11 protein-coding genes are annotated in these 14,763 nt (G+C 54.7%); 4 read left to right on the top strand and 7 right to left on the bottom strand.

Going from position 1 to position 14,763, the window contains the following annotated elements; genetic code table 11:
• Nucleotides 1–1,545: a 2-isopropylmalate synthase gene (locus DFR26_RS06695; protein ID WP_116208204.1), complete on the bottom strand. Its 1,545-nt coding sequence runs from the start codon at nt 1,543–1,545 to the stop codon at nt 1–3.
• Nucleotides 1,546–1,709: 164 nt separating this feature from the next.
• On the opposite strand from DFR26_RS06695, the gene DFR26_RS06690 reads away from it, so the two are divergent.
• Nucleotides 1,710–2,429 carry a hypothetical protein gene (locus tag DFR26_RS06690; protein ID WP_116208203.1) on the top strand — a complete coding sequence of 240 codons (720 nt, stop codon included), beginning with the start codon at nt 1,710–1,712 and terminating at the stop codon, nt 2,427–2,429.
• Nucleotides 2,430–2,502: 73 nt separating this feature from the next.
• Here DFR26_RS06690 and DFR26_RS06685 read toward each other — a convergent pair whose 3' ends face one another.
• From DFR26_RS06685 to DFR26_RS06675, 3 genes are all read right to left on the bottom strand, one after another.
• A complete protein-coding gene (locus DFR26_RS06685; protein WP_147300275.1) occupies nt 2,503–3,189 on the bottom strand; it encodes a hypothetical protein in 687 nt (228 codons plus the stop codon).
• Nucleotides 3,190–3,260: 71 nt separating this feature from the next.
• Complete coding sequence (gene groL, locus DFR26_RS06680; RefSeq protein WP_116208201.1) at nt 3,261–4,904, bottom strand: chaperonin GroEL; 1,644 nt, start codon at nt 4,902–4,904, stop codon at nt 3,261–3,263.
• A 31-nt stretch (nt 4,905–4,935) separates the two neighbouring features.
• Nucleotides 4,936–5,223, bottom strand: a complete 288-nt coding sequence (locus tag DFR26_RS06675) for a co-chaperone GroES (RefSeq protein ID WP_116208200.1) — start codon at nt 5,221–5,223, stop codon at nt 4,936–4,938.
• Between the two features lie 227 nt (nt 5,224–5,450).
• On the opposite strand from DFR26_RS06675, the gene DFR26_RS06670 reads away from it, so the two are divergent.
• The 3 genes from DFR26_RS06670 to DFR26_RS06660 all read left to right on the top strand — a co-directional run bounded on the left by DFR26_RS06670 (nt 5,451) and on the right by DFR26_RS06660 (nt 10,002).
• Complete coding sequence (locus DFR26_RS06670; RefSeq protein WP_220375733.1) at nt 5,451–6,752, top strand: AmpG family muropeptide MFS transporter; 1,302 nt, start codon at nt 5,451–5,453, stop codon at nt 6,750–6,752.
• 183 nt (nt 6,753–6,935) lie between these two features.
• Nucleotides 6,936–8,198 carry an OmpP1/FadL family transporter gene (locus DFR26_RS06665; RefSeq protein ID WP_116208199.1) on the top strand — a complete coding sequence of 421 codons (1,263 nt, stop codon included), beginning with the start codon at nt 6,936–6,938 and terminating at the stop codon, nt 8,196–8,198.
• A 175-nt stretch (nt 8,199–8,373) separates the two neighbouring features.
• Nucleotides 8,374–10,002: a 3-(methylthio)propionyl-CoA ligase gene (locus DFR26_RS06660; protein WP_116208198.1), complete on the top strand. Its 1,629-nt coding sequence runs from the start codon at nt 8,374–8,376 to the stop codon at nt 10,000–10,002.
• A gap of 63 nt (nt 10,003–10,065) precedes the next feature.
• Here DFR26_RS06660 and DFR26_RS06655 read toward each other — a convergent pair whose 3' ends face one another.
• The 3 genes from DFR26_RS06655 to DFR26_RS06645 are packed head-to-tail and all read right to left on the bottom strand — an operon-like array spanning nt 10,066 to nt 14,759.
• Nucleotides 10,066–12,411, bottom strand: a complete 2,346-nt coding sequence (locus DFR26_RS06655) for an efflux RND transporter permease subunit (RefSeq protein WP_220375732.1) — start codon at nt 12,409–12,411, stop codon at nt 10,066–10,068.
• Between the two features lie 14 nt (nt 12,412–12,425).
• Nucleotides 12,426–13,373, bottom strand: coding sequence for a WD40/YVTN/BNR-like repeat-containing protein (locus DFR26_RS06650; RefSeq protein WP_116208196.1), 948 nt, complete (start codon nt 13,371–13,373; stop codon nt 12,426–12,428).
• Nucleotides 13,374–13,406: 33 nt separating this feature from the next.
• Nucleotides 13,407–14,759: a DUF1329 domain-containing protein gene (locus DFR26_RS06645; protein WP_116208195.1), complete on the bottom strand. Its 1,353-nt coding sequence runs from the start codon at nt 14,757–14,759 to the stop codon at nt 13,407–13,409.
• Between the last annotated feature and the right edge of the window lie 4 nt (nt 14,760–14,763).

Raw genomic sequence — 14,763 nt, 5'->3', positions numbered from 1 at the left:
TTAGATCGCCTCGCCCTGCGGATGTGCGCGTGAGACGCCGCCACGCAGCAAATTCAGCGCATTTAAATAGGCCTTGGCGCTGGCAATGACAATGTCGGTATCGGCGCCATGGCCATTGATAATGCGCCCCGCCTGACTCAGCCGCACAGTGACCTCGCCTTGCGAATCGGTACCGCTAGTGATGGCATTGACCGAATACAGCTCCAGCGTGGTGCCTGAATTTGCCACCGCCTCAATGGCTCGAAACGTCGCATCGACCGGGCCTGATCCGGTGGCGGTCACGGCTTTCTCGGCACCATCAACGCTGAGTGTTAAACGTGCTTCCGGTTTGGTGCCGGTTTTCGAGGTTACCTCGAGGCTGGCGAGCTTAAAGACTTCCACGGCATTGGGCTGGGCATCGCTAACTAAGGCATGAATATCTTCATCGAAAATTTCATGCTTTTTATCGGCCAACTCCTTAAAGCGCACAAAGAGCTGGTTCAGTGAGTTGTCGCTACCGACAGGAATACCCAGTTCGTCGAGGCGAGCGCGAAAAGCGGCGCGGCCGGAATGCTTGCCGAGCACCATTTTATTGGCGCCCCAACCCACGTCCTCAGCACGCATGATCTCGTAAGTTTCACGATGCTTGAGCACGCCATCTTGATGAATACCCGACTCATGCGCGAAGGCATTAGCGCCGACAATGGCTTTGTTGGGCTGCACCGGAAAGCCGGTAATGCCGGAGACTAAGCGAGAGGTCGGGACGATTTCTGGTGTCCAAATGGTGGTTTCCACCGGAAATAAATCCGGGCGCGTTTTCACCGCCATGACGATCTCCTCAAGCGCGGCATTGCCAGCACGCTCACCGAGGCCATTGATGGTGCATTCGACCTGCCGCGCGCCTTGCATCACCGCCGACAGCGAGTTGGCCACGGCAAGGCCGAGGTCATTGTGGCAATGCACAGAGAACACAGCCTTGTCGGCATTGGGGATGCGCGCGAGCAGTTGGCCAATGGTGTCGCCAAATTGCCCAGGAATGGCATAGCCAACGGTGTCGGGGATATTAATGGTACGCGCACCGGCATCGATCGCCGCCTCAATGATGCGACAGAGAAAATCGATCTCCGAGCGGCCGGCATCTTCGCAGGAGAACTCCACATCCTCGACCAGATTGCGCGCGTACCTCACCGCCCGCACGGCGCTTTCGAGCACGGCATCGGGCGCTTGGCGGAGCTTGTATTTCATATGAATCGGTGAGGTCGCAATAAACGTGTGAATGCGTCCAGCATTGGCGGGCTTCAAGGCCTCGGCGGCGCGATCAATGTCTTCGGCACGGGCGCGCGACAGTGAGCAAATGCGCGAATCTTTCACCGCCGCAGCGACTGCTCGCACCGACTCAAAATCGCCCTGCGAGGCAATCGCAAAACCGGCCTCAATGACATCCACCCGCAAGCGCTCCAAGGCTTTGCCGATGCGGACTTTTTCATCGAGTGTCATCGAGGCGCCGGGGCTTTGCTCGCCATCTCGCATGGTGGTGTCGAAAATCACTAATTTATCTTTGCTCATGTCACTTACCTTGTTATGTCCGGCCACGCCATTAGCGCGTTACAGAGCGAAAATCCGACATTCATATGTCTAATTTTTCGCCAAAAATCTGTCAATTTTCAACCAATGTCTAAGCAATCATTGCTAGTCTGCGCGGCTTAATTTTGCTCTTCACAGGTTTCATTATGTCACTGTCTACTTTGGCCATGCCCTGCATCGCCTACCCGACCAACCCCAGCTTGCCGCCCGAAGTCTCCGCCCTGCAAGCGCGTTTGGCCGCCAAAACCAAAGAGCCGCAAGGCGCCATGGCCACTGAGCTCATGCAAAACGCCGCCTCCGAGCTGCTCGACACGCTATTTACTGAACTCTTCAATGCCTTGGTCGCTGCCAATGAAAACGAGCACAGCTATCGCAGTGGCCGTGCCATGGTACGCGAAATCAACGAAAAGCTGACCCACTACTTAGGCTGGGCATCGAGCTTTTTCAGCAACGACCGCATCCGCCCTGCCGTTGAGCATTATGCCGGCATGATGCATGAGCTCAGCACCGCCGATGGCGCGCAGCCGTTTATCGCCTTTACCTGCCCGCCCGCGTTGGCCGCACGCGTTGAAGCGCTGCTGCCCGACCTGCAAGCCGCACAAGCGAGTAGCCCGCACGAGGCCATTGAAGTGCTCATTGAGGTGATCGATGTAGCCATGAAAGAGCTGCTCATCACGCCGAAAAAGCTGATGAAATTTAATTTTGTTGTGGATAAAACCTTGAGCGGCGTGATTTCGCTGATGCAAACCGCGGCGTATCGCAGCTTGCGCAAAATTGCCGATCATCTGCCGGCTGAGCATCAGCCTATTTTGGCCGCACATATGCAACGCTTGGTGCGCACACAGGCCATGGCCAGCGCCGCTTAACCACGGCGCGACGTACAGAGGCTAACGCCAGAGCACTCGCCTTAACGCCCGCTAAGCGCTATAGCGGGCGTTTTTATTTGGCGTGAAAAAACTGCTCTAAATGATCAGCGACACGGCTGAAATGCTCGGGCGGCAACTGCGTGCCGAGCTTGCGAAAGCTCCGATACGCCAGCGCCATGGTCACGGCGATCACGCCATTGAGCGTTTTATCGACAACAAAATTGAATTTCATGCGCTGCTTTGGGATGTGCAAGAGCGGCTGCAAGGCCTCATCGATCACGCGAATCAGCACCTCCACGCCAGGGCGCAAATCGGTAGTAGCCGGGTCGCGCAGACTCGCCAGTGATGCTGCCGAGTCACGCGCCAAGCCCTCGCTAATGCCGAAGCACAAGTGCGCGCGCGGTCCGTCCTCGGTGTCCATGCGAATAATCAGGGTTTGATAATGCGCGACCACGGGCGCCAAACGCTCATTGCTAAAAAAGCCGGTGACCCAGCCAAGGTAGTGCCGGGTCTTGCCTTTGATATCCTCAATCACGTCATGCGCTTCGCGAAAGCCAGCCTCGCCCGTGTCATCAAGCATTTGCTTAATGATATTGCCAAAAAACGCATCGATGATGTCGCAAGACGCATCGGTAATCAGGCGGCCAGCGAGCTTGGCTTGCGAGGCCTTGCTACCGCGCTGCAAATGATCATTTAAGACGGCAATTTCGTCGGGCAATGTGTCACTGACACGGCAGGCGATATACGGCGGATTGGGCATAATCATTTCCTAATGGCTAGACCAAAAAAAGCCCAGCAGGGCTGGGCTTTTTTAGCACAACTTGGCGATGCTTACATCATGCCGCCCATACCACCCATGCCGCCCATATCGGGCATGGCTGGAGCCGACGATTTATCTTCTGGCGCATCGGTGATCATCGCTTCGGTGGTCAACATCAGCGCGGCGACCGATGCGGCGTTTTCCAGCGCCGAACGAGCCACTTTGGCTGGATCCAAGATGCCCATGGCGAGCATGTCGCTGTACTCGCCCGAGGCGGCGTTGTAACCGAAGTTACCTGTGCCTTCTTTGACCTTGTTGAGCACCACTGAGGCTTCTTCGCCAGCGTTGGTGACGATTTGGCGCAATGGCGCTTCCATGGCGCGACGCAAAATGTTGATACCGGCATTTTGGTCTTCGTTATCACCACGCAGCGACTCCAATGCCGCCACAGCGCGCACCAAAGCCACACCACCGCCAGCCACCACGCCTTCTTCCACCGCCGCACGCGTGGCGTGCAGGGCGTCATCAACGCGGTCTTTTTTCTCTTTCATTTCGATTTCAGTGGCCGCACCAACTTTAATCACTGCCACACCGCCAGCCAATTTGGCCACGCGCTCTTGCAGCTTCTCTTTGTCGTAATCGGAGGTCGCTTCTTCAATTTGCATGCGGATTTGCTTCACGCGTGCATCAATCTCAGCTGTCTGACCTAAGCCATCAATAATGATGGTGTTTTCTTTCGAGACCACGACCTTCTTAGCCGAGCCCAGGTCATTGAGTGTGGCATTTTCCAAGCTCAGACCGATCTCTTCAGAAATCACCGTACCGGCCGTCAGCGTGGCGATATCTTGCAGCATGGCTTTACGACGATCGCCAAAGCCAGGCGCTTTCACTGCGCAGACTTTCACGATGCCGCGCATGGAGTTCACCACCAAAGTGGCCAGCGCTTCGCCTTCGACATCTTCAGCAATCAGCAACAATGGCTTACTGGATTTCGCCACGGCTTCCAACACAGGAATCAGCTCACGGATGTTGGAGATCTTTTTATCGACCAACAAAATGTATGGGCTGTCGAGCTCAGCGGTCATGGTGTCTTGCTTGTTGGAGAAATACGGGCTGATGTAGCCGCGATCAAACTGCATGCCTTCGACGACTTCTAAGGTGTCCTCGAAGCCTGAGCCTTCCTCAACAGTGATCACGCCTTCTTTACCCACGCGCTCCATGGCTTGCGCAATCAGCTCACCAATGGTGGTGTCGGAGTTGGCCGAAATCGAACCGACCTGCGCGATGGCTTTGGTGTCGGTGCACGGCGTGGAGATGTTTTTGATCTCCGCCACGGCAGCGCGCACGGCTTTGTCGATGCCGCGCTTCAAGTCCATCGGGTTCATGCCAGCGGCAACAGCTTTCAGGCCTTCGTTGAGAATGCTTTGTGCCAGCACAGTCGCTGTGGTGGTGCCGTCGCCAGCAATGTCTGCGGTTTTCGAGGCCACTTCTTTCACGAGCTGCGCGCCCATGTTTTCGAATTTATCTTTCAGCTCAATCTCTTTCGCCACCGACACACCGTCTTTGGTGATGTGCGGCGCACCGAAGGACTTATCGATGACCACGTTGCGGCCTTTTGGCCCCAAGGTCACTTTCACCGCATCGGCCAAAATATTAACACCGGCAATCATGCGAGCACGGGCGGAATCACCAAATTTTACGTCTTTAGCAGCCATGAGTAACTCTCCTCAAAAATAGTTAAATGAATTAGCCCAATACGGCAAAAATTTCCGACTCTTTCATGATCAATAACTCATCGCCATTGATCTTCACGGTGCTGCCGGCGTACTGACCAAACAGCACTTTGTCGCCGACTTTCACGTCGAGCGGGCGCACATCGCCAGTGTCTTTAATGGTGCCGTTGCCAATCGCGACGACTTCGCCCTGCGAGGGTTTTTCAGCGGCTGAACCGGGCAATAAAATGCCGCCAGCGGTTTTGGTTTCTTCTTCCATGCGGCGAATCACCACACGATCATGCAAAGGACGAATGTTCATAAAACCTCCAGGTTTTGGGCTTGAAATACATGCTCATATGAGCGGACAAAAGTCTGTGGCGCCAGAATCTCGCCTTGTATGCAAAGGTGGGGGCGGACAACGGCGCTTCAAGGGCAAATTGCAAAAAAAGTGCGACAAGCGTCGCCGATCACAGGGTGAGCCGTTAGAGTGTTGACCAACATTATTTAAAAGACGGTCTTCGTCGCCCATCGGACCCTCCTATCGTTATGACTAACGCCAGCAACACCTCACTGATTCGCGCCTTTGGCCTGCCGGCCGCACGCACCATGTTTCTTTTTGGCTTCGCCTCGGGCCTACCGTTTTTATTGGTCGGCGGCACACTTTCGGTGTGGCTCAAAGACAGCGGCGTTTCCTTAGAAAGCATCGGCCTAATAAGCCTCGCCAGCCTCGCCTATGCCTTTAAATTTATTTGGGCGCCGCTGGTCGATCGCTGGCAACTACCAGTGCTACATCGGCTCGGTCGCCGCCGCGGTTGGCTGAGTTTCGCGCAAGCATTATTGGCGGTGTGCTTATTGCTGATGAGCCTGCTCACGCCGAGCGGCGGGCTGATGCTCTTTGTTGGCCTCACCGTCATTGCCGGTTGGGCAGGTGCCACGCAAGACGTCATTGTCGACGCCTATCGCATTGAAATCGCGCCACCGGCAGTGCAAGGCGCCTTGGCCGCCACCTACACCTTGGGCTATCGCTTGGCCCTGCTAATCTCTGGCGCAGCAGCCTTGCTCATGGCCGACCATCTGCCGTGGTCGTTGATTTATCAGGCCATGGCCGCGATCGTGGTGTTCACGATTATCGTCACGCTGTTGTCACCGGAGCCCGAGGTCGAGGCCAGTGCCATCGCCGCCGATGATCAACCCCTGCTGCGCTCTGTGGCGAGCAGCATTGTTGGCCCATTTCGCGACTTCTTCTCGCGCTATGCCGGCGCCCTGGGCTGGGGCCTGCTGCTGTTTATTGGCCTGTTTAAAGTCTCGGATCAAATGCTCGGCGTCATGGCGCTGCCGTTTTATTTGGATGTTGGCTTCAGCAAAACCGAAATTGCCGGCGTGTCGAAATTATTTGGCGTTTGGGTGGGTATTGCTGGGGCGTTTTTAGGCGGCGCGGCGGTGGTGCGCTACGGCGCCCATCGCATGCTATTGGTAGCGATTTTGCTGGGCGCGGTCAGCAATTTGCTTTATGTGGTGCTGGCGTGGTTCCCCGGCAACCTGTCGGTATTTATCGCGGTGATAGGGGGTGAAAATCTCTCCGGCGGCTTCCTCGGCTCGGTCGCGGTGGCTTGGCTCTCGATGCTGGTGAGTCGCGAATACACCGCTAGCCAATACGCGTTGTTTAGCTCACTGGTGGCATTGCCGGGCAAGCTGATTGGTGGCGTGTCCGGATTTATGGTCACCGGCATGGGCTATTCGGGCTTTTTTATCTTCTCAACCGCCGCCGGTGTGCCAGCCCTGCTGCTGTATTTATGGCTCTCGCGGCGACTGCCAAAAGCTCTGTTGACTATTAATAAGGCACCGTAGGGGCGATGTTTCTCCGGTTTTAACGGTAGGAAATTCGCGATTAACGGCCATCGCTCTGGCCGACTGTGGGCGTACCATCACAAAAGTGCTACAAAATGTTGCACGACGCACAACAGCCTAGATGCTGTGCGGGGTTTACGCTTCGGTTTGTCCATCACTTGGTCGCTATAAAAGGATATTCCTATGAAAATCAAACCTCTAGTTCTGGCCATCGTGGCCGCCGCTGGCACCAGCAGCGCTTTCGCCGGCGGTTTCACGCTCAGCGAACAAAGTATTTCCGCTATGGGCACCGCCAACGCCGGTCGCGCCTCCAGCGCCATCGATGCCTCGGTAGTGTTCAACAACCCCGCTGCCATGGGTGAGCTCAAAAATGCGCAGGCTACTGCTGGAACTGCGTTTATTGATGCTAAGACTAAGATTAAGAATGCCAATGGTGGCCTACCGGGCACATTCACGCCACTTGGTGCCCCTGCCTCAGCTGGCACAAATGATGGCAATATCGTACCGCATGCCTTTATTCCCTCAGGCTACTTCACCTCAGGTGATCAAGGCGGTTGGGCATGGGGTATTGCGGCCTACGGTAGCTATGGCTTGAAAACCAATAACGAGGCGACGTTTGCTGGTCGTCACCTTGGCGATAAAAGCTCTGTTGAAGTCATGACTATTCAGCCGGCAGTTAGTTATCAAATTAATGACAAAGTGAATGTTGGTTTCGGGCCAACCATTAATAAGATTGATGCCTACTTAAGCCAGGACACAACACCAGGCGGTGCAGGTATCGTAGAAATTGAAGGCGATGATATTGGCTATGGTTACAACGCCGGTGTTCACGCCAAGCTGTCTGCAGACACACAGATTGGTTTAGTTTATCGCTCAAAAGTTAAATACAAAATTGACGATGGCTCTATTAAAGCCTCAGGCGGTACATTAACTGGCGGCAACGCACTCAGCGGCTCAGCGTCAACAAGTATCACATTGCCAGAAAGTGTTGAAGTAAGTGCTAGCCACAAACTAAATGATGCAAACACACTTCACGCAGGCGCTACATGGACACGCTGGAGCCGACTAAAAGACCTACCTGTTGCTAATACGACACTTGGCCCTCGCTCAGAAACTTTCAACTGGAAAGACAGTGTTGGCTATGCCGTTGGTTTAACTCATGCATGTGATGACAATTTAACGCTGCGTGCTGGCTTGGCATACGACAACTCGCCTGTTGCCCCAGCTGATCGTAGTGTGCGCTTACCCAGTGCTGATCGTTATATTGCCAGCTTAGGTGCAGGCTACAAGCTCACACCAACGCAAACCATTGATGCGTCATACAGCTATGTTCAAGAGCAAACTGCTGAAGTACGAAAAGCAGCTGGTGGCGGTCTTCCTGGCTACTCCGCCGACTATCGCAACCGCGCTAGCGTTTACGGTGTGCAATTCACGCAACAGTTCTAAAAAACCGCGGTCGTCTGCCTTCGGACAGACGTTGGTCTAAAAAAGCCCGACTCTTGTCGGGCTTTTTGCATTCTGAGCGTTTGGCCACTAGTCATTGGCAATACGGCTTGCAATACTCCAAGGCCATTGAAAAATAACGACAAGCGCACGCGTTCACGCTGCCCGGAGCCCCCTTATGCAAGGCCAAATGCAACACTCGCCATTGTCTATTGCCAGCCTCATCGACTTCGCCGAGCGCTACCATCCTGAGGTGGAAATTGTCAGCCGCCGTGTGGAAGGCGATATTCATCGCAGCAATTTCGGCGAATGCGCCCAGCGCGCCAGGCAAATCGCCAACGGTCTCGATGAACTAAGCATCGCCCAAGGCAGCCGTGTAGGTACTCTCGCCTGGAATGGCTACCGCCACATGGAGCTATATTACGGCGTTTCCGGCAGTGGCCGCGTGCTGCACACCATCAACCCGCGCCTGCATCCTGAGCAAGTTGCCTACATCGTCAATCATGCCGAAGATGAAGTCGTCTGCTTCGACATGACCTTCTTGCCCATCATCAACGGCATTGCCGCACACTGCCCCGGCGTGAAAGCATGGATTGCACTCTGCGATGCCGACGCGCTGCCAACAGATACCGGCTTAAACAATCTGCACAGCTATGAAGCCTGGATTGCCAAACACCCCGCCACCTACACATGGCCAACACTCGACGAAAACGACGCCTCCTGCCTGTGCTACACCAGCGGCACCACCGGCAATCCCAAAGGCGTGCTCTACAGCCATCGCTCCACCGTGCTGCACGCCTATGCTGGTGCCCTGCCCGACGCCCTGAATTTATCCTCGCGCGATGTGGTGCTGCCGGTCGTGCCGATGTTCCACGTCAATGCTTGGGGAATTCCCTTCTCAGCCGCTGCGGTAGGCTGCAAATTGGTCTTCCCCGGCCCGGCAATGGACGGCAAATCCATCCACGATTTATTGGAAGCCGAAGAAGTCACCTTTGCCGCCGGTGTGCCCACCGTGTGGCAAATGCTGCTCTCGCACATGAGTGACGCCAAGCTCCACTTCAGCACGCTCAAACGCACCGTAGTGGGCGGCTCAGCTTGCCCGCCAGCGATGATCAAGCGCTTCCGCGATGTCTACGATGTCACTGTGCTGCACGCCTGGGGCATGACCGAAATGTCGCCATTGGGCACGGTTTGCTCACTACGCAAACACCATTTAAGCCTCTCGCCTGATGAGCAGCTGAAAATTCTCTGCACGCAAGGCCGCCCAGTTTATGGCGTGGATTTAAAAATTATCGACGACGAAGGCAATGCCCTGCCGCACGATGGCAAAGCCCAAGGCGAGCTCTTGGTGCGCGGCCCGTGGATCATCCAAAGCTATTTCAAAAGCGAAGGCGGCGACCCGCTCATCGATGGCTGGTTCCCCACTGGCGATGTCGCGACCATCAACCCTGAAGGCTATTTGCTAATCACCGACCGCAGCAAAGACGTCATCAAATCTGGCGGCGAATGGATCAGCTCCATCGACGTAGAAAACCTCGCGATGGCGCACGATGACGTGGTGATGGCCGCCTGCCTCGGCATGCCGCATCCAAAGTGGGATGAGCGCCCGATGCTTGCGGTGGTGAAAAAGCCCGATAGCCCACTGACTAGCGCCGAGCTACTGGCCTTCTTTGTCGGCAAAATCAGTAAGTTCCAAATTCCCGATGACGTAGTATTTGTTGATGCCATCCCGCTCGGTGCCACCGGCAAAATGCAAAAAGTGAAGCTGCGCGAACAGCTCGCTGGCTATACCTTGCCTAGTATCTAATTTAGCTATTGAGCCAAAAAAAGCCGGTCATATAGACCGGCTTTTTTATGTCTCAGTTAAGGCTTATGAGGCCTTCTTAGCATGCTTATCTTTGACCAAAAATGCTGCCAAAGCCGGCAAGACGAAGATGGCACCGAGCATGTTCACCAAGAACAAGAACGCCAGCAAGATACCCATATCGGCTTGGAACTTCAGCGCCGAGAATGCCCAAGTACCCACCGACACACTCATTGTAATAGCGGTGAAAATAGCCGCTGTACCACGTTGCTGCAAGGCCTTGTGGAAGGCGCTCGGCAGGTCATCGCCATCGGCCATGGCGTGTTTCATGCGCTCAAACAAGTAGATGCCATAGTCCACACCAACACCCACGCCAAGTGCGACCACTGGCAGCGTAGACACCTTCAGACCGATGCCTAGCGTAGCCATCAACGCGTTACACAGCACCGCCACAATCGCCAAGGGCACCACAATACAGAGCACCGCGGGCACCGAGCGGAACTCGGCATAGCAGAGCAACGAGATCGCCGCGAACAGCAGCATCAGCATGATGGCTTCGGCTTCATCCACGGCTTCGTTAGTCGCCGCCATGATGCCGACGTTACCGCTAGCCAACAGGAAGTCGATGTTTGGATGCGGGTTTGCCGCCGTGTAATCTTTCACTTCTTGCATGATGTGCGTCAGTGTTTCACCTTGGTGATCCTTGGTGAAAATAAGCACCTGCATGACGCTGCAGTCGGTGTTGAGCAAGCCCGTACCGGTGTCGATCGGCGTCACCGATTGCGCTAACACGGCCTGGTTGCGGGAGTGTACGCGCCAGCGCGGATTGCCTTCATTCCAGCCGGCATTCACCACTTTCGACAAGCCCGCCAATGAAATCGTGCTTTGCACGCCATGCACATTGCGCATGTAATTCTCGAAGCGATCGATCGAATCCATCACCGAGAAATCAGTGCAAGCGCCATCAATGTCTTTACTTTTCACGATCACCGACAGCACATCCACGCCAATCGAGAAGCTATCAACAATAGCCGCAATGTCTTGGTTATAGACCGAGTCATCCCACAACTCTGGAATGCCCTTGCCTAAGTCGCCGGTCTTCATATCACGCGATTTCAGCGCCGCACCGCCCATCAAAATTGCGGTGACGACCAGCACCGCTGTTGCGGCTTTCGGTGTAGCAAAAACCTTGATGCGCGACCACATCCATTCGCCACGCACTTCGCCGCCTTGACCTTGCAGCTTGGCGGTTTCTTTCGGCGAAAGCTTCAAGTACGACAGTAAAATCGTCAGCAACATCTTGTTGGTGATGATCATTACCGCCACACCTAAGCTGGCCGTAATCGCCAGCTCACGCACAATGTCGATAGCAATAAAGACAATCACCATAAAGCCAACGGCATTAGCCAGCAGCGCCATGGCACCCGGCACAAAGAGCTTAGAAAACGCTGCTTGCGCTGCTTCCAACGGGGTATGTCCGCCCACGACTTCGAGCTTCCACGCGTTGGTCATCTGCACCGCATGACTGACGCCAATAGAGAAAATCAAAAACGGCACGAGAATAGACAGCGGGTCGATACCAAAGCCTATCAGCGGCAAAATACCGAGCAGCCACACCACCGGCACAATGGCGCAAATCAGCGCTAGGCCAGTAATTTTCGCGGAGCCCGAATACCACAGCAGCAGCAAGGCGGTGATAAAAAACGCCACCACGAAAAATACCAGCACGCCGGCGGCACCTTGGGCGATGTCGCCCACGGCCTTAGCAAAACCGATGATGTGAATATCCACATTGTCGTTGGCGTATTTGCTGCGAATATCTTCGAGCTTTTTCGCCACCACTTGGTAGTCGAGCTTCTCACCCGTGGTCGGATCAACCTCCAATAACGATGAGGTAATCATCGCGCCTTGGAAATCGTTCGACACCAAACGCCCCACATGACCAGACTTCAGCACATTGCTACGGACCTTTTCTAAGTCCTCGGGCGTGCCTTGGAAAGTCGCCGGAATCACGTTACCGCCGGCAAAACCTTCTTCAACCACCTCAATAAAACGCACATTGGGTGTAAACAGCGAGGTCACCGTGGCACGGTCAATACCGGGCAAAAAGAACACCTCGTCAGTGACCTTTTTCAGGGAATCAAAAAACTCAGGATTGTAAATATCTTTGCCATCTTTGGTGCGCAGCGCGATCAATACGCGGTTGGCACCACCGAAGGTTTTTTGATATTCCGTAAAGGTTTTCATGTAGGGATGTTCGAGCGGAATCATCTTCGCAAAGCCGGCATCGACACGCAGCTGCGAGGCGGACATACCCAGCAATACGGTCATTACCGCAAACAAACCGAGGAAAAATTTACGCCGTCCAAACAGTAGATCAGACAGCGACTGCACAAAGCCTTGCATACTCATAAATAGCGTCCTGATCAGTTAATACGAATGGGATGAGTGCCTTGCTCGCCAAAAGCAAGCGCACCGGAGGCGGTTTCAAGCACCGAAGTCAGCATGGGACTGCCATCGACTTTTGATTGGCTAAACGTTAAGCCGCCATCACGGCTACTTAATACTTCGCCGCTTTGACCCACAAGTAATAACTGGCCAGTCGCCGATAACGTCGAGCCAAACAGCGACGTGGTTACCGGGCTGGCAATTTCTGAAAAGCTCATGCCGCTGTCATTACTGCGAACAATTTTGCCGCGCATGCCAAAGCCCACCACATCGGTATCGCCCACGGCACGCACACCAAACAGGGTGCCGTCATAAGGTGACGGAATTTTTTGCCACGTAGCGCCTGCATCACTCGACCGCAAAACCGTGCCAAGCTCGCCAACAATCACCAAGCTGCCATCGCCCAACTTCGCCATGGCATTGAGGTGACGGTCACCGCCCTCAGGCAAAATCGTACGCGTGGCCCAGGTTTTGCCGCCGTCTTTGGTTTCCATAAAGAGGCCATAAGCACCAATAGCGTACGCGTGATCGGCGTCAATGAACTGCGCATCGAGCAGCGGGGTTTCGTAGTCTGGGTCGTCGTGCACCACGGCCCATGTCAGCCCACCGTCATCAGTCAGCAGAATGATCGAGTCATGGCCCACCGCCAGCCCGCGTGAGGCGTTGAAAAACACCACGCGGGTTAGCGTTGTTTCGGTGGGTGACTTAATCGTTTGCCACGCCGTGTCATTGGCGGTTTGTCTAAAAATACGGCCACGCTCACCAACACCGACCCGCAAATCGCCCACCTCCGCGACCGACATCATCATGGTGGTGGTGAGTTGCACTTCGGTGGCGGGTAGTGGTGGCCCGGAGCGATGCGAGAAGGCATAGCTCAGGGTAGCCGCAACAAACACCAAAAATAACGCCGGAATGGCTTTCGACATAATCACGCTTCCTTTAACAATAAACGCTTCGGGTTAACGGGTACCCATGTTTCGCAAGCCCGATGGCGAGAAGTCCGAGGCATTGCGCTTGATGCGCCGATACACACGGGACTCCTCGTTAACCAAGCCCATGGCTAAGTAGCGACCCGATTGCAAATCGTGGTGCACTTCGGCGCTGGGGTTGATGCCGGGAATATCAAATGCTTGAACGACATGTTGCTCGGCAACACGCCATAATTGACCACGACCATCGTAAGCATCTACAGCCAAAATAGTCCAAGAGTCTTCGTCAATGTAGAACGTGCGGCGGCTGTAAATATGGCTAGTGCCCTCTTTTAGCGTGGACTCAACAACCCACACGCGGTGCAACTCATAACGTGCGTGGTCAGGATTGATGTGGCCCGGCTGAATCAAGTCATCCAGCTTCAATTTATTACTGCCTAAATCATACGAGTTGTACGGCACATAGATCTCTTTCTTTCCGACAAGAGTCCAGTTATAGCGATCAGTGGCACCGTTAAACAGCGTGAAATCGTCGTTGGTTCGTAAACCGTCTGCTGCCACACCGGGATTGTCGTAAGCCACATTGGGCGCTAATCGCACGCGACGCTGACCGGGGTTGTAGCTCCAGGCTTGGCGTGGGTTTTTGATTTGATTGATGTATTCGTGAATCAACAGCACCTGACCGGCCAATCGCGCCGGCGCTGTCACAGTTTGCAAGAAGTTGGTGAGCTTGTTTTCTTCGCGATCACCCGCCGACTTGCGCAGGTTGTTGTAGTGGAAGTCGTATTCGTACTCAAAACGCACCGGTGTATAGCTACCGCCAGAAGTCACCGCCACTTGCTGGTTGCTCACCGCAAAACTATCGCCACGATACGCAGTGATGTGGTTCAAAATCGGCTCCACACCCGTTTTCGGAATGGGGAATGGCACGCCAACCGACGTACCATCGAAGCCTAGGCCACCTGGGGCAAGCTTCACGCGCGTGGCATTTTCCTTCGATGCATCATAAATCGCCTTCGGGAATGCCGCCGTGCGATGCGTGGGGTAAACATTCATTTTCCACGTGGGGTATTTCTTCAATAGCGCCTGCTGGCCTGCCGTGAGGTTGGCGGCATACTGGCCCATATTGGCGGCACTGATGGTGAACTTTGGCTTCTCATCGGCAAACGGATTGGGGTAATGATCACCCTCTTCAAAGCCTGCTGGCGCCTTGCTGATGCCACCATTCCAAGCCGGAATCGTACCTTCAGCATTGCCGGCTTTTTCGGCACCCATGGGTGTCAGCTCAGTGCCTAGCTTAGCGGCCTCATCGGCGCTGACTGCCCAAACTGGGGCACTCAGCACGCCCAAGGCGGCGGCGAGAGTAAGTTGTGAAAATCGCATAATA

It is taken from the genome of Paraperlucidibaca baekdonensis, from assembly GCF_003387535.1.
Lineage (GTDB): Bacteria > Pseudomonadota > Gammaproteobacteria > Pseudomonadales > Moraxellaceae > Perlucidibaca > Perlucidibaca baekdonensis.
This window is presented reverse-complemented; position numbering and strand designations above follow the sequence as displayed.